Origin of the sequence: Pseudomonas sp. 43mfcvi1.1, assembly GCF_900115935.1 — a bacterium.
In the GTDB taxonomy this organism is placed as follows: Bacteria; Pseudomonadota; Gammaproteobacteria; order Pseudomonadales; family Pseudomonadaceae; genus Aquipseudomonas; species Aquipseudomonas bijieensis.
This window is the reverse complement of the sequence record NZ_UETT01000003.1, coordinates 164,404-179,247: the sequence shown is the minus strand read 5'-3', so window position 1 is coordinate 179,247 and position 14,844 is coordinate 164,404. Positions and strand designations below refer to the sequence as shown.

Annotated in this window: 15 protein-coding genes; 7 read left to right on the top strand and 8 right to left on the bottom strand. The window is 61.8% G+C overall.

Features of this window, described 5'->3' with window-relative positions; translation table 11 throughout:
* Nucleotides 1–3 precede the first annotated feature (3 nt).
* Entirely contained in the window at nucleotides 4–669 is a 666-nt protein-coding gene (locus tag DTP52_RS06910) for an FKBP-type peptidyl-prolyl cis-trans isomerase (RefSeq protein ID WP_109752626.1), read from the bottom strand.
* Nucleotides 670–860: 191 nt separating this feature from the next.
* Here DTP52_RS06910 and DTP52_RS06905 point away from each other — a divergent pair, with 191 nt between their 5' ends.
* The gene (locus tag DTP52_RS06905; protein ID WP_109752625.1) at nucleotides 861–2,060 is read left to right on the top strand and encodes an AlgP family protein; all 1,200 of its coding nucleotides are present in this window, start codon (nucleotides 861–863) and stop codon (nucleotides 2,058–2,060) included.
* Here the strand turns inward: DTP52_RS06905 and DTP52_RS06900 are convergent.
* The gene (locus DTP52_RS06900; protein WP_109752624.1) at nucleotides 2,057–2,521 is read right to left on the bottom strand and encodes a TIGR02444 family protein; all 465 of its coding nucleotides are present in this window, start codon (nucleotides 2,519–2,521) and stop codon (nucleotides 2,057–2,059) included. The two genes, DTP52_RS06905 and DTP52_RS06900, sit on opposite strands and share 4 nt — an antisense overlap.
* 50 nt (nucleotides 2,522–2,571) lie before the next feature.
* On the opposite strand from DTP52_RS06900, the gene DTP52_RS06895 reads away from it, so the two are divergent.
* The 3 genes from DTP52_RS06895 (at nucleotide 2,572) to rhtB (ending at nucleotide 5,799) form a co-directional block, all read left to right on the top strand.
* Nucleotides 2,572–4,482 (top strand): ATP-binding cassette domain-containing protein, encoded by a 1,911-nt coding sequence (locus DTP52_RS06895; RefSeq protein ID WP_109752623.1) that lies wholly within the window; start codon nucleotides 2,572–2,574, stop codon nucleotides 4,480–4,482.
* Nucleotides 4,482–5,063: a mechanosensitive ion channel family protein gene (locus DTP52_RS06890; protein WP_109752622.1), complete on the top strand. Its 582-nt coding sequence runs from the start codon at nucleotides 4,482–4,484 to the stop codon at nucleotides 5,061–5,063. The genes DTP52_RS06895 and DTP52_RS06890 overlap by 1 nt, the downstream gene beginning before the upstream one ends.
* Before the next feature lie 103 nt (nucleotides 5,064–5,166).
* The gene (gene rhtB / locus DTP52_RS06885; RefSeq protein WP_109752621.1) at nucleotides 5,167–5,799 is read left to right on the top strand and encodes a homoserine/homoserine lactone efflux protein; all 633 of its coding nucleotides are present in this window, start codon (nucleotides 5,167–5,169) and stop codon (nucleotides 5,797–5,799) included.
* A gap of 59 nt (nucleotides 5,800–5,858) precedes the next feature.
* Here the strand turns inward: rhtB and DTP52_RS06880 are convergent, their stop codons facing one another.
* From DTP52_RS06880 to DTP52_RS06865, 4 genes are all read right to left on the bottom strand, one after another.
* The gene (locus DTP52_RS06880; protein WP_109752620.1) at nucleotides 5,859–6,602 is read right to left on the bottom strand and encodes a penicillin-binding protein activator LpoB; all 744 of its coding nucleotides are present in this window, start codon (nucleotides 6,600–6,602) and stop codon (nucleotides 5,859–5,861) included.
* A 3-nt stretch (nucleotides 6,603–6,605) separates the two neighbouring features.
* A complete protein-coding gene (gene lpoB / locus DTP52_RS06875; protein ID WP_109752619.1) occupies nucleotides 6,606–7,193 on the bottom strand; it encodes a penicillin-binding protein activator LpoB in 588 nt (195 codons plus the stop codon).
* Nucleotides 7,194–7,334: 141 nt separating this feature from the next.
* Nucleotides 7,335–7,706, bottom strand: coding sequence for a YcfL family protein (locus DTP52_RS06870; RefSeq protein ID WP_109752617.1), 372 nt, complete (start codon nucleotides 7,704–7,706; stop codon nucleotides 7,335–7,337).
* Between the two features lie 18 nt (nucleotides 7,707–7,724).
* Nucleotides 7,725–9,119 carry a COG3014 family protein gene (locus tag DTP52_RS06865; RefSeq protein ID WP_109752955.1) on the bottom strand — a complete coding sequence of 465 codons (1,395 nt, stop codon included), beginning with the start codon at nucleotides 9,117–9,119 and terminating at the stop codon, nucleotides 7,725–7,727.
* Nucleotides 9,120–9,433: 314 nt separating this feature from the next.
* Here DTP52_RS06865 and DTP52_RS06860 point away from each other — a divergent pair, with 314 nt between their 5' ends.
* Nucleotides 9,434–11,332 (top strand): cytochrome c/FTR1 family iron permease, encoded by a 1,899-nt coding sequence (locus tag DTP52_RS06860; RefSeq protein ID WP_109752615.1) that lies wholly within the window; start codon nucleotides 9,434–9,436, stop codon nucleotides 11,330–11,332.
* A gap of 155 nt (nucleotides 11,333–11,487) precedes the next feature.
* The gene (locus DTP52_RS06855) at nucleotides 11,488–11,943 is read left to right on the top strand and encodes a YaiI/YqxD family protein (protein ID WP_109752613.1); all 456 of its coding nucleotides are present in this window, start codon (nucleotides 11,488–11,490) and stop codon (nucleotides 11,941–11,943) included.
* A gap of 125 nt (nucleotides 11,944–12,068) precedes the next feature.
* On the opposite strand, the gene elbB is transcribed toward DTP52_RS06855, so the two are convergent.
* Nucleotides 12,069–12,737 carry an isoprenoid biosynthesis glyoxalase ElbB gene (gene elbB / locus DTP52_RS06850; RefSeq protein ID WP_109752611.1) on the bottom strand — a complete coding sequence of 223 codons (669 nt, stop codon included), beginning with the start codon at nucleotides 12,735–12,737 and terminating at the stop codon, nucleotides 12,069–12,071.
* A gap of 123 nt (nucleotides 12,738–12,860) precedes the next feature.
* Here elbB and DTP52_RS06845 point away from each other — a divergent pair, with 123 nt between their 5' ends.
* Nucleotides 12,861–14,096 carry a sterol desaturase family protein gene (locus DTP52_RS06845; RefSeq protein WP_109752609.1) on the top strand — a complete coding sequence of 412 codons (1,236 nt, stop codon included), beginning with the start codon at nucleotides 12,861–12,863 and terminating at the stop codon, nucleotides 14,094–14,096.
* Here the strand turns inward: DTP52_RS06845 and DTP52_RS06840 are convergent.
* Nucleotides 14,077–14,700, bottom strand: a complete 624-nt coding sequence (locus tag DTP52_RS06840) for a DedA family protein (protein WP_003206742.1) — start codon at nucleotides 14,698–14,700, stop codon at nucleotides 14,077–14,079. The two genes, DTP52_RS06845 and DTP52_RS06840, sit on opposite strands and share 20 nt — an antisense overlap.
* Nucleotides 14,701–14,844: the final 144 nt, after the last annotated feature.

The window sequence follows — 14,844 nt, the reverse complement described above, 5'->3', positions numbered from 1 at the left end:
GGGTCAGATGGTCGCGCCCAGCAACTCGATTTCAAACACCAGTGGCGTGAACGGCGGGATCACATCTCCTGCCCCTTCGGCGCCATAGGCCAAGGACGAAGGGATCACCAAGCGCCATTTCGCACCTACCGGCATTTGCGGCAGTGCAGTGCGCCAGCCGTCAATCACGCTGTCGAGGTTGAACCACTGCGCCTGGCGGTTGGAGTCGAATACGGTGCCGTCCGGCAATCGACCGGTGTAAAGCACCTGGACTTTGCCGTGAGGGCCGGCCTTCGCGCCGTGGCCTGGCTTGATTTCGGTCAACAGAATGCCGTCGGCGAGTTGCTGGACACCGGGTCGGTTCTTTTCTTCGTTGAGAAATTTCTGCTCCGTTTTCAGCGCGGCTTCAATCTGCGGCGTGGTCGATGGTGCATTCAATTGTGCCTGGTGCTCGGCCAGGATCTGTTCGATGCGTTCATCTTCCAGGGCCAGCGGCTTGCCCAGGTAGGCCTGTTGCAAACCCTCGACCAAGGCTTTGATCTGCAGGTCCGGCACGTCCTGGCGCAGGCGTTCACCGAGGCTGGCGCCCAGGCTATAAGCCAGATCGTGAGCATCGTTTGCGCTGGTTTTTTCAACGGCCTGGACCGTGGAGCAAACCATGCACAGGAATAAAAACAGGTGACGCGACATGTGTGCTCTCCGGCCTCGAATCGAGGAATTATGCCAGTGCCGATCTCTATAAAGGTGGATTGCCTGGACGCTGACGCAGAAGATTTTTCGTCTCTTGCAACGCAACGTCTTATGTAGTGTCAACATGCCCTAGCGGCGGTTGTAGCAGAGGTCTAGTATGAGCCGCACTTACGTCAGTCAGGAGGTAAACCATGTCGGCCACCAAGAAGCCTGTAAACACTCCGTTGCACTTGCTCCAACAACTCTCGGGCAGCTTGCTCGAACATTTGGAAAATGCCTGCTCCCAAGCTCTGGCTGATGCTGAGAAACTGCTCGCCAAGCTGGAAAAACAACGCGGCAAAGCGCAGGAAAAACTGCACAAGTCGCGCACCAAACTGCAAGACGCAGCCACCGCTGGCAAGGCCAAGGCGCAAGCCAAGGCCAAAGATGTCGTGAAAGAACTCGAAGACCTGCTTGATGCCTTGAAGGATCGTCAGTCCGAAACCCGTGCCTACATTCTGCAACTCAAACGCGATGCCCAGGAAAGCCTGAAACTGGCCCAGGGTGTCGGTCGTGTGCAAGAAGCCGCAGGCAAGGCGCTGACACTTCGTGCTGCCAAGCCTGCCGCTGTATCGGCCAAGAAGCCGGTGGCTAAACCCGTTGCGGCAAAAGCACCGGCCAAAGTCGCTGCCAAGCCTGCCGCCAAGGCACCGGCCAAAGCTGCCAGCAAGCCTGCCGCCAAACCCGTCGCTGCCAGTGCTGCAAAACCTGCGGCCAAAAAACCAGTCGTCAAGGCGGCTGCCAAGCCTGCCGCAAAAACCGCGGCCGCTAAACCTGCTGCCGCCAAGCCCGCTGTAAAAGCTGCTGCTAAACCTGCTGCTAAACCTGCTGCTAAACCTGCGGCAAAAGCTGTAGCCAAACCTGTCGCTAAAACCGCCGCCGCCAAACCTGCCGCGACGAAAACCGCTGCCGCTAAACCCGCTGCAAAAGCGGCTGTGAAATCCACTGCCAAACCTGCCGCCGCCAAGCCAGCTGCCAAGCCTGCGGCAACCAAAACGGCTGCTGCCAAGCCTGCTGCGAAAACGGCCGCCAAGCCAGTCGCTGCCAAAGCCCCCGCCAAAGTGGCGGCCAAACCCGCTGCCAAACCGGCTGCTGCTAAAGCGCCTGCCAAACCAGCTGCCGCGAAGCCGACCGCTGCCAAACCTGCCGCCAAACCAGCGGCCAAACCAGCGGCGAAACCTGCCGTGAAAAAACCAGCCGCTGCAAAACCCTCGACTGCACCAGCAGCCAAGCCAGCGACGCCGGCTCCGACTGCGGCACCTGCTCCAACCGCCAGCACTCCGGCCGCGGCGCCCAGCCCATCCGCCGCCGTTGCGCCGAGCACCAGCAGCACCCCAACCAGCGCTTCCTAAGTGCCGGACACCGCGACGCGCAGCTGATGCAGCGCGTCGCGGCTCGCTGGTCCGGCATTCGCCGCCAGCCCTTGCAGCCATTGCGCTGAATCGTTCTGTTGTGCTCCAGGCCAATCCTTGGCCAGCGCTTCCAATCGTTCCAGCAATTGCCGTTCGGCTGCCAACTCCAGTTGCTTGACCTGTTCGCGCAGGTCATTGAGTGCCGTGTCCTGGAGGGCGCCGGTTTTCCATTGGCTGCGAAGCGTGCGCAGGGGCCGCACCACCTCGGCATCCCACGGTTCGGCCAATTGTCGAAGCTGGCGCAGCCTTTGCTCATTGCAGGCCACGCCGCGCTGCGCCAGCCACAGGCCGCAAAGCAGCAGGCAGACGTTGGCGCCGGCGTCCTGCGACGCCAGGCAGGCAGGCTCTACGCCAGGCTTGGCATAGAGGTCGAGGGAAAAACTCCACAGGTCAGGGGACATCGTGCTACTCGCGCCAGTTGCGAGCGAAGCTGGTAGACTCCGCCGCCATTATGATCCGACTTCAGAACCTGACTTTACAGCGTGGCCCGCAACGTCTGCTAGAAGACGCCGAGCTGACCCTGCACGCCGGCCACAAAGCCGGCCTCATCGGCGCCAACGGCGCCGGCAAATCGAGCCTGTTCGCCTTGCTGCGCGGCGAGTTGCACCCAGACTCGGGAGATTGCCTGCTGCCGGCCGATTGGCGTATCGCCCACATGCGCCAGGAGGTCGACACCCTCGAGCGCCTGGCAGTGGACTACGTGCTCGATGGCGACTTGCGCCTGCGCCAGGTGCAACGTGACCTGGCTGCCGCCGAAACGGCCCACGACGGTGCCGCACAGGCCCGCCTGCACGCGGAACTCGACAGTGCCGACGGCTACACCGCCGATGCCCGCGCGCGCAAATTGCTCGCCGGCCTGGGCTTTACCAATGAGCAGATGGATCGCCAGGTCGGGGATTTCTCCGGTGGCTGGCGGATGCGCCTGAACCTGGCGCAGGCCTTGATGTGCCCTTCGGATCTGCTGTTGCTCGATGAGCCGACCAACCACTTGGACCTCGACGCCATCATCTGGCTCGAAGACTGGCTCAAGAGCTACCCGGGCACGCTGCTGCTGATTTCCCACGACCGTGACTTCCTCGACGCCGTGGTCGATCACGTCGCCCATGTCGATCAGCGCAAGCTGACCTTGTACCGCGGTGGCTACAGCGCCTTCGAGCGCGCTCGTGCCGAACGCCTGGCCCAGCAACAGCAGGCCTACGAGAAGCAACAGGCACAGCGGGCGCACATGGAAAGCTACATCGCCCGCTTCAAGGCCCAGGCCACCAAGGCCCGCCAGGCCCAGAGCCGGATCAAGGCGCTGGAGCGGATGGAAGAGCTGTCTGCGGCCCATGTCGATTCGCCGTTCGATTTTGTCTTTCGCGAATCGACCAAGATCTCCAGCCCGTTGATCGACCTGTCCGACGCGCGCCTGGGCTATGGCGACAAGACCGTGCTGGAGAAGGTCAAGCTGCAACTGACCCCGGGTGCGCGGATCGGTCTGCTGGGCCCCAACGGTGCCGGTAAGTCGACCCTGATCAAAAACCTTTCCGGCGAACTCGAGCCGCTGGCCGGGCGCCTGACCCGTGGCGAGAACACTGTGGTCGGCTACTTCGCCCAGCATCAGCTTGACTCCCTGGATTCCAAGGCCAGCCCACTGCTGCACTTACAACGCCTGGCGCCCACCGAGCGTGAGCAGACCCTGCGTGACTTCCTCGGCGGTTTCGACTTCCGCGGCGCACGTATCGACGAGCCGGTGCTGAATTTCTCTGGCGGCGAAAAGGCGCGCCTGGCGCTGGCGTTGATCGCCTGGGGTCGGCCGAACCTGTTGCTGCTCGACGAACCGACCAACCACCTGGACCTGGAGATGCGCCTGGCCCTGACCATGGCCTTGCAGGAGTTCAGTGGTGCGGTGCTGGTGGTGTCCCACGATCGGCATTTGCTCAAGAGCACCACGGATAATTTCTTCCTGGTGGCCGACGGCAAGGTCGAGGAGTTCGACGGCGATCTGGAGGACTACGCCCGTTGGCTGGTGGAGTACCGCCAGCGCAACGCGCCGGTCAGCAGCACACCGGTCAACCCGGACAAGACCGACAAGAAAGCCCAGCGCCAGGCCGCTGCCGCATTGCGCCAGCAACTGGCGCCGCACAAGCGCGAGGCCGACAAGCTCGAAACCGAGTTGGGCAAGCTGCATGAAAAACTGCAAAAGATCGAAACCAGCCTCGGCGATAGCGGTCTTTACGAGGCGGCTCGCAAGGATGAATTGCGTGACCTGCTGGCGGAGCAAGCCAAGCTGAAGGTTCGGGAAGCGGAGCTCGAGGAGGCGTGGATGCAAGCGCTGGAACTGCTGGAAAACCTGCAAGCGGAGCTGGAGGCGTTGTCCTGATGGAAGCGTTGGCGTTGCCTGTACCTGTCATGTGGATCGAGCCGATCTGGCTCGGTGTGCAAATCCTGCTGATTCTGCTGGCCGGTTATGTCGCGCAGCGTGTCGTGGCGCGGGCCCTTACAGGCCTGGGTGAGCGTTACCCATTTCCGCCGCAGTTGGTGATCATCCTGCGAGGTGTGCTGCGCTGGTTGATCATGGGTAGCGCAGTGCTGGTGGTGCTCGAACGCCTGGGCGTCTCGGCGACGGTACTGTGGACTGCATTGTCGGGTTTTGTCGCGGTGGCAGCGGTGGCGTTCTTCGCCATCTGGAGCGTGTTGTCGAACCTGTTCTGCGCCGTGTTGATCTACACCGTCGGACCGTTTCGCCTGGGCGATGTGGTCGAGCTGGTGGACACCACCGACAAACCCGGCATCAAGGGACGCGTGGTGGCGATCAACCTGCTCTACACCACGCTGATCGAAGCCGAGGAGCTCGGCACCGGCAGCGCCATGGTGCAAGTACCCAACAGCTTGTTCTTCCAGCGCTCGGTGCGCCGCTGGCGTGGCAGCGAGGCGTTTCCGGTCGGCGGCTTCGTCGAGTAATTCGGCCTTGGCCCGATGGGTTGTCCTTGCAAAAAAGCGGTAGTCAAGCGCGCGGCGGCGCATTAGCTTAGTCGTTTTCGACGAGTCTGAGCCGAGGTGTGCGATGGTGCTGGAAACATGGCTGGCGTTTTTCGCCGCATGCTGGGTGATCAGTCTTTCCCCGGGCGCCGGTGCCATTGCATCGATGTCCAGTGGTTTGCGCTACGGTTTTTGGCGTGGCTACTGGAATGCCCTGGGCCTGCAACTGGGCCTGGCATTGCAAATCGTGATCGTCGCCGCCGGTGTTGGCGCGATCCTCACTGCGTCCGCCACCGCGTTCTATGCGATCAAGTGGTTCGGCGTGGCCTATCTGGTTTACCTGGGTATCAAGCAGTGGCGCGCCATCCCCGGCGATATCAGCGATGAGGCCGTTGTGCGGCCGATCGGCAATCCTCTGGCGCTGGTGTTTCGAGGCTTCCTGGTCAACATCAGCAACCCCAAGGCCCTGGTGTTCATGCTGGCGGTGCTGCCGCAGTTCATCGATCCCCATGCCCCCTTGCTCAAGCAATACCTGATCCTGGGCGTGACCATGATTTGCGTCGACCTCATCGTCATGGCCGGATACACCGGGCTGGCGTCCAAAGTCCTGCGTCTGTTGCGCACACCCAAGCAGCAACGGCGGATGAACCGCGTCTTCGCTGGCCTGTTCATCGGTGCGGCGGGTTTTTTGGCGACGATTCGCAGGGCTGCGGTTTAACACCGAACGAAACCTGTGGCGAGGGGATAAATCCCCTCACCACAAATCCGCTGAATCCTTCAGCGCAAAATCACCGGCGCGCTATCGCGTGGCAGGTTGTTGCGTTGTGCAGGCTCGCGGGGTTGTTCGTAGCTCGGCCCACCCAACTGTTCGCTCAACTGCCGTGCCACGTCTTCACCCAAGGCCTTGGACACATCGCGCACCACCCGTGGCCGGTTGAGGCTGATGTGCACGTCCCGGTGGTTCAACAGTTTGGTGTCCTGGCCTTCGCCCATGGCCGTGAAGGCCGAGGTGATTTCGTAGGTCTTGGTGTTGATCAGGCTGAAGTCCGCCACCAGGGTCAGCGCAAGTACGGCCGAGTAGCTGTCGGTATTGGCCAGTTCGTTGATGTCGCGGGTGAAGTCGATGTCCGACACCGTGCCGAACAGCACGTAGTCGGCACCCTTGAAGTTCCCGGCCTTGATGCGCTTGATCACGTCATAGACGTCGCCGTTGGACGCCGCCGTGTGGGGCGTGCCCTGGGTCAGCTGGAACATCCCGCTGCGCAGGATCTCGCCCTTGATGTCGCCAGTGAACTTGCGCAGCTCGCCCTGCTCGATGTAGCTGCTGGTGGCTTCCATCTCGTCGTAGCTCGAGGAAGCGCTGGCGCTGTAAGGGTTCGCCTGGAAGTTGCTCTGCGCTGAAACGGTGTGGATGTATTCCTCCACTCGCTCCTGGTACGCAAGGTCGGTCACCGCGACTTTGGGGGCCGCCTGCGCGCCAAATGCGCAGGCCAGGGCCATGATGCCTATCCATGTGCGCATGGCTTAGCGCTCCGTGGTCTTGCGGATTTCTTTTTCGTCCATCCACTCGGCCAGACCGCTCTCGACGTCGATCAATTGCAGGCTGAATTTGTAGAAGACGTCCTTGTAGTCGCTGCTGCGCTTGACGATCGAGCTGATAGAACCCTCGAGACGGTACTTGGCGGCGATCATGTTGCCGGTCTTGGCCACGGTGCTTTTCTTGTACAAGCCGCTCTGGTTCTGCAGTTTGAGCTGGTCGACCTGGCTGTCCATGGCGGTGTTGTCGCTGGCGAAACGGGCAGCGCCGGTTTTCATCAGCTGGGTCTTGATGCTGGTGGTGATTTCGCGGGTGTCGATGTATTCGCTGGTCTTGTTCTTCACGTCATAGACCTGGACCACCGGACGCCCCTGCAGGATGCCGGACTGGGCCAGGGAGCGGGTCATGGACTCGGCGATCATTTGCAGGTCGGTGGAGCCGAACTCGTTGGTCACGGTTTCCACGGCCTTGGTATCGCCGTAGCTGATGTTCTTGTTGCCCAGGACCGGCGAGTTGTTGGCGCAGCCGCTGACCAGCAGGACGGCGAGGGCGATGGACGAAATGCGTACGAACATGTGGGGTCTCTCGAAAACTGGATAAAAGGTCTGTGGCGAGGGGATTTATCCCCGTTCGAGTGCGCAGCGCTCGCTGAAAATTGGGGCTGCTACGCAGCCCAGCGGGGATGAATCCCCTCGCCACAGGAATGTGCATCTGTCTTATGGGGTATTGATTTCCAAACGGAAATCCACCGCCTTGGGCGTCGGTGCGATGGCCGGCAGGAAGCTGGTCTGTTCGCCGTACAGCGTCAGGCTTTTCCAGGTTTCTTCCTCGGCGATCGGGAAGCCTTCCGGCCCCAGCCAGGCAAAGCGGTAGTACATCGTCTTGTTGTTGTAGCTGGTGTTGCTCAGCTGGACATTGACGGTCAGGTAGCCGTTTTCCCGGGCTACGCGCATGGCGCCAACCACGATGTTCTTGGTCTTGCCCATCGCCACGACCTTGCTGGCGGCGCTGCCCGGCTCCGGTGGCGGCGGGGTGGCGCAACCGGCCAGCAAGACCAGGGCGCCGACGGCGATCAGTTTTAAACGCATGTGAACAAGACTCCGTTCTTAAGGTTGCTTGAGGGCAATGGCGGTCGGGTTGGCGCTGGGCATTACCTGGGCAGCCAGGCCACCGGCGAACACCTGGTTCCCCACTGCTCGCAGGCTGATGACCTGGTAGCGCTGGTCGACGGTGACCTTGACCACCGAGCCGCCCACCGAACTTGGCAAGGTGACCTGGTGTTCGCCTTTCTTCAGGCGCAGGCGCACCACCTGGGTGTAGTCGGGCAGGGTGCGCCAGGTCCGGGTGTCAGCGCCTTCGAGTACCGCCGAAGTGAGGCCGACGGCCAGGCCGGCCAGTGGGTTGGTATCGTTGATCTGCTTCTGCGCCACGCCACGGGTGATGGCGCGCACGGTGGTGCGCAGGATGATGCCCGGCATGTCGTCGCGCAGCGCGCGGCGGGACATGGCGGTGGTGCTGTTGAGTTGGGTCAGGTCCAGCTGACGACCGTCGACACCGATCTGGCCGACGGGGGCAGTGGAGGTATCAGGCTTGATCACAGGGAACGACAAAGGCGTGATGACCAGGTTGCCGCTGATCGGCAAGGGCAGGGGAATGCGGATCGAATCCCGGGACGGTGCCAGGCCACTCTGCACCACGATCAGGATGTCGCTGTCATCGTTCTTGGCGGCAGGCTTGTCGAGGTTGAGCAGGGCTTGCTCCAGCAGCGGCGTGTTGGGGCGCAGTTCGGCGGCCTTGCGATAACCCGGCGCGGCCAGGTCTTTTTCACCGAGGGCTTCATAGACGAAGCCGGCCAGGTAATGGCTGAACGCGCTCTGGTAACTGTTTTTCAGGCTGACCACTTCCGGGGCGTCGAGGCTGGCCACCGGATAACCCTTGAGGTCCTTGTATTCGGTCTTGACCCCTTGCTTCTCGGCGTCTTCCTCGCGCTTGAGGTATTCCTTGTCCCGCAGGTCGGCGATCACCGCTTCGCGTTCGTGGGTCTTCTTGATCTGGGTCCGCGCGCCGTCGAAGTCATTCACGGCCAACAGGTTCAGCGCCATCTGCGTGGTCAGCATGACCTTTTCGTAGTCGTAGCCTTCGTAGCGGCGGACTTTATCGTTGACCAGGAAGCTGCCGAACTGGGCCAGGTACTTGGCCGTGTCGAGTTTGACCGCATCCTCCCACTGGCCAACCTGCTGATCGGCGCTGGTCCAGGCCACCTGGCTGCCGGACAAGTCGCCCTTGGCACGCAGCAGCTCGCCCTTCTCGAAGTAATACAGCAGGTCCTTGTCCTGGCTGCTGTTGTTCTTTTCCAGCAGGGTCAATGCCGCGTCGACGTTGCCGGACGCCAGTTGCTGGTTGGTCTGGGCCAATTCGCTGTCGTAGTTGCGAAAGGCCGAGCAGCCGGACAACAAGGTGATCGCACCGAGGGCGACCGAAAAAACGGCACGGGATGCCATGAACATTTCTTCCCTGAGTAACAGCCGGGGTGTGCGGGTCGGGCTGGAGCGATCCCACGGACAAGCGTCGGGACGCTGTCAGTTCCTCATAAAAGGAGGAGCTTTTATGCCGTCGAATAATAAGAAGGCGGGCGATTATAAACATGGCGCTTGGCTATGTAATGGCTTTTCAATCTCTAAATGCTGTTTTTGTGACATCACTTACAAAGCATGAATATCCGATGAAAATGTGCCGCCAAAACACATCAGCTCTTGAGCCAAAGCCATTGGAAGTGAACAATGTGTTACTTCTTATTTCCAACTGAGAGTCATTCATGACTGCGCCGTTCCGTTTCCTGGCTTGGCTTGCACTGCCATTGCTTGCGCTGTGCAGCACTCCGCTGCTGGCCGACACCGTCGAGGGTGCTCCCCAGGCCCTGCATTTACTGGATTACATCGGGGCGGATTACCCGGCGACAGTCGAAGCGGGCAAGGTCATCGAAAACGGGGAATACCGCGAGCAGCTGGAATTCATCCAGGTGCTGGAAGGGTTGATCGCCGGGCTGCCAGCCAAGCCGGAGAAGATTGAGCTGGTCCAAGGCATCGGCGCCTTGCGCGGTGCGATCACCCAGCGCCAGGACGGCGGTGATGTCGCCCGCCTGGCGCGGCAACTGGGTGCCAGGCTGGCGGTGGCGTATGAAGTCAGCCAGGCGCCGGTCATCACCCCGGATCCTTCCCGCGGCGCGCCGCTATACGCGCAGAATTGCTCGGTATGCCACGGTGCCAACGGTGCCGGCGACGGTCCCGCCGGTGTCGGCCTGGAGCCGCCGCCCGCCAACTTGCGCGACGTCCAGCGTCTGGATCGCCTGAGTCTCTATGCGATCTACAACACCCTCGGCATGGGCATCGAAGGCACCGACATGCCGGCCTTCGCCGATCAGCTCGACGACCGTCAGCGCTGGGACCTGGCGACCTACATCGCCAGCTTCAGCGCCGACCCGGCGGCCGCGAAGAGTGAACAGACCTACAATCTTGCTGACCTTGCACGTCAGACCCCGCTGGAAGTCCTGGCTGCGCAAGGTCCGGCGGCAGCGGCCACCTTCCGTGCCCAGCGTGCCCAGCCACCACAGGTGCAGCGCGGCCCGGCGCAGTTGCTCGACTACACCGCCGCCACCCTGGACAAAAGCATCGCGGCGTATCGTGCCGGTGATCACGACCAGGCCTATGACCTGTCGGTAGCGGCTTACCTGGAAGGTTTCGAGCTGGTGGAAAGTTCGCTGGATAACGTCGATGCCAACGTGCGCAAGGACACCGAAAAGTCCCTGATGGCCTACCGACAATCCTTGCAGGACGGTTTGCCGGTGGAAGAGGCCGTACAGCGTCTGGACGCGGCCAAGGCCAAGTTGAAGGCGTCCGCCGACCTGCTGGGCGGCGATGGCTTGAGCTGGTCGCTGAGCTACATCTCCGGGTTGCTGATTCTGTTGCGCGAAGGGCTGGAAGCGATCCTGGTATTGGCGGCGATCCTGGCGTTCCTGCGCAACACCGGCCAGCAGTCGGCCGTGCGCAGCGTCAACATCGGTTGGGGCTTGGCGCTGTTGGCCGGCCTGGCGACCTGGGGGCTGGCGGCGTATGTGATCGACGTCAGCGGTGCCCAGCGTGAATTGCTCGAAGGCGCGACGGCGTTGTTCGCCAGTGTGATGGTGCTGTGGCTAGGGGTGTGGATGCACGACCGGCGCCACGCAGCGGCCTGGCAGGATTACATCAAAAGCAGCCTGGTAGGCGGTGGTGGTCGCTTTGGCTTTGCGATCCTGGCGTTCTTCTCGGTCTATCGTGAACTGTTCGAAGTGATCCTGTTCTACGAAACCCTGTGGTTGCAGGCAGGCCCCGCCGGGCACAACGCGGTGTTGGCCGGTGGCGCGACAGCGCTGGTGTTGCTGGTGGGGCTGGCCTGGGTGATCCTGCGCGGCTCGGCGAAACTGCCACTGGCGCTGTTCTTCAGCATCAACGCGGCACTGTTGTGTGCACTGTCGGTGGTATTCGCCGGGCATGGCGTGAAGGCGTTGCAGGAAGCCGGGATCTTCGGCACCCATCCGGTGGCGTTCTTCGACTTCGACTGGCTGGGCATTCATGCCGATGCCTATTCGCTGACCGCTCAAGTGGTGGCGATCCTGGCGATCGTGGTGCTGTATGGGCGCAGTTGGGTGGCGGAGAAGCGTCGGGTCCAGGTCTCCTGAAAAGCATTCGCTGCGCTCATGATCGCGGGCAAGCCTTGCTCCCACACAAGCTTTTCTCCCGCAGGCTATGGGAGCAAGGCTTGTGGGAGCAAGGCTTGTGTGGGAGCAAGGCTTGCCCGCGATGCTTTTCTTTTCAATTTAGAGGAAACCATTCAATGCGCGTATGGATCGACGCCGACGCCTGCCCCAAGGCCGCGAAGGAATTGGTGGTCAAGTTCGCCCTCAAGCGCCGGTTCGACGTGGTGCTGGTGGCCGGTCAACCGCAGATCAAGCCGGCCCTGGCCTGTGTGAAACTGATCGTGGTGCCCAGCGGCCCTGACGCGGCGGACGATTACCTGGTGGAGCATGCCGAGCCGGGTGAACTGGTGATCTGCAGTGATGTGCCCTTGGCCGATCGGTTGGTGAAGAAGGGCGTCGCGGCCCTGGATCCGCGAGGCAAGGAGTTCGATGCCCAGAACATGGGCGAGCGGCTGGCGGTGCGCAACCTGTTCACCGATTTACGTGAACAGGGCCACGTGGGCGGCGGCCCGGCAGCGTACAGCGAGCGGGACAAGCAGGGGTTTGCCAATGCGCTGGATCGGATCCTGACGCGTTTGGCCCGAATGCCATAAACCCTGCGCATAACCCCCTGTGGGAGCGAGCCTGCTCGCGATGGCGGTGGATCAGCCAATCAACATGTTGCCTGTGCCGGCGCTATCGCGAACAGGCTCGCTCCCACAGGAAAGAGTCGGCGGTGTCAGGCGTCGTTCTCGTGCGTCAGTTCCAATACCCGGTCCACCAGCTTGTTGATGCCCGAGGCCGCTTCGCTGATGTTCTGCGCCAGCATGTAGGCCGGGGTGCTGACCAGTTTGCGCGCGCGGTCTTCGACGATGTCGGTCACCGCGCAGTCTTCATGAGTGCCGCCCATTTTGCCCACGGCTGCCGCCGTGTCCGGGTCGTTGCCGATGGTGCAGGTCACCCCCGGGCCGTAGATCTTTGCCGCCAGGGCCGGGGAGATGCAGATCAGCCCGACCGGTTTGCCCGCCTCGGCAAAGGCCTCGGTCAAGGCCAGGACCTCTGGTTGGACGGTGCAGCCCGGGCCTTCGACGGCAAAGTTGGAGAGGTTTTTCGCCGAGCCAAAACCACCGGGTACGATCAGGGCGTCGAAGTCCTCGACCCGGGCTTCACGCAAATCCTTGACGTTGCCACGGGCGATCCGTGCCGATTCCACCAGCACGTTGCGGCTCTCGGGCATTTCCTCGCCGGTCAGGTGATTGATCACATGCAATTGGGCAATGTTTGGAGCGAAGCACTGGACCTGTGCCCCGCGCTGATCGAGGCGCAGCAAGGTGATCACGCTTTCGTGGATCTCGGCGCCGTCATACACGCCACAGCCGGAAAGGATCACTGCAATTTTTTTGCTCATGGGCTTTTCTCCAGATTCATGGCGTTAAATGTCTACTAATTTGTCACTCGTTGCCATAGGGGGATCGGCCAGCTACACCTAATCTGCCGATTGTCTCCCTGTCTTGCATGCCCGGGTTGCGTCATGAACTTCATCCTGTATGCCGTGCCGTTCTTCTTCGTGCTGATCGCCGTCGAGTTGCTGGCAGATCGCTGGCGGGGCGTGAGCCACTACCGCGTGGCAGACGCGATCAACAGCTTGAGCACCGGCGTGCTGTCGACCACCACCGGTTTGCTGACCAAGGGTGTGGGGTTGGTGACCTACGCCTTCGCGCTCGAACACTTGGCGGTGATTGAATTGCCCGCCGACCAGGCCTGGGTCTGGGTGATGGCTTTCGTCTCCTACGACTTCTGCTATTACTGGCTGCACCGCATGGGTCACGAACGCAACATCCTCTGGGCCGCCCATTCGGTGCACCACCAGAGTGAGGACTACAACCTTTCCACCGCGCTGCGCCAGACCAGCACCGGCTTCCTGCTGAGCTGGATCTTCTACGTCCCGCTTGCCGTACTGGGCGTGCCGCTGATGGTCTTCGTCAGCGTCGCGGCGTTGAATCTGCTGTACCAGTTCTGGGTCCACACCCAGCACATTCCCAAGCTCGGCTGGTTGGAGTGGTGCTTCGTTACGCCGTCCAATCATCGCGCCCACCATGCACAGAACCCTCTCTACATGGATCGCAATTACGGCGGGGTGTTCATTATTTGGGACCGTCTGTTTGGCACCTTCCAGGAAGAAGACGACAACGAGCCGGTGGTTTTTGGCGTGACCACGCCGCTGGCCAGTTGGAATCCGTTGTGGGCCAACCTGCAGTTCTATGCGCAACTGTGGGCCGATGCGCGGCGGGCCGGGCGTTGGTGGGACAAACTGCGGATCTGGTTCATGCCCACCGGTTGGCGTCCGGCGGACGTCGCGGCCAAGTACCCGCTGAACAAGCCGGACCTGAGCCAGTTCCGCAAATTCGAAGTGCCATTGGACGCACGCCAGCAGTGGTACGTGGCGCTGCAGTTCTGCGCCTACATTGCCCTGGGCAGTTATTTGATGAATCTTGAAACCAGCCTGCCGGTTGCCGCTCTGGTGCTGGGTTGGGGCGCGGTGGCGTTCGGTCTGTTCGTGTTGGGCGTGGCCCTGGAGAATCGCCCGTGGGCGCTGAGGCTGGAGCTATTGCGGCTGGCCTCGAACCTGCCGCTGGTGTGGCTGGCGCCACTGGCCGGGTTGTGGCCGGCCAGCCCCGTGGCGTGGGTCGGGCTGCTCAGCTACAGCCTGCTCAGCGGTATCGGGCTGTATTGCTGCCGCGCCCGGTTTACTCGGTGGGCGTCGTAGGTTCGCCGGACCGGGCTTGTTCCAGGCGTTCGGCTTCGAGGACTTTCCTGGCCAGCCGGGCATTCTTGATCCGTCGGCGCAGCCACAGGACCAGGCCCAGCACCAGCAGCGCGCCGAGTACCCACAACTCATACTTCTTGATGCTGCCCAGCATGCCTTCGAGCACCGCGCCGAAATGGTACGCGGCAGCGGCCAACGCCGTGGCCCAGATCGCCGCACCGATGCCGTTGAGCAACAGGTAGCGGCCCGGCGGATAGCCTGACAGGCCGATCGCCACCGGCATCACCGTGCGCAGGCCATAGACGAAGCGAAAGCTCAGGACCCAGATGTCCGGATGTCGGCGGATATGCTCCAGCGCACGATCGCCCATCAACTGCCAGCGCGGCTTGCGCGCCAAGAGTTTGCGGCCGTGCTTGCGGCCCAGGAAATACCACAGCTGATCGCCCGCGTAGCTGCCGCAGAACGCCACGACCACCACCAGGTTGATGTCCATATAGCCACGGAACGCCAGGAAACCTGCGAGCACGAGGATGGTTTCGCCTTCGAAGAACGTGCCGATAAACAGGGCCAAGTAGCCGAAGTCGTGCAGAAATTGTTGGAGCATTGTCTGGGTGCTGGCGAAATGAACGCGCAGCCTAACCCTTCAGGCACATTCAGGAAAGTATCGAAATGTGTCTCGACGTGAACAATTCCTACAAAGACAATAACTGCGACGACAGGACGCAGGTGCACATAACTGTAATGTCTT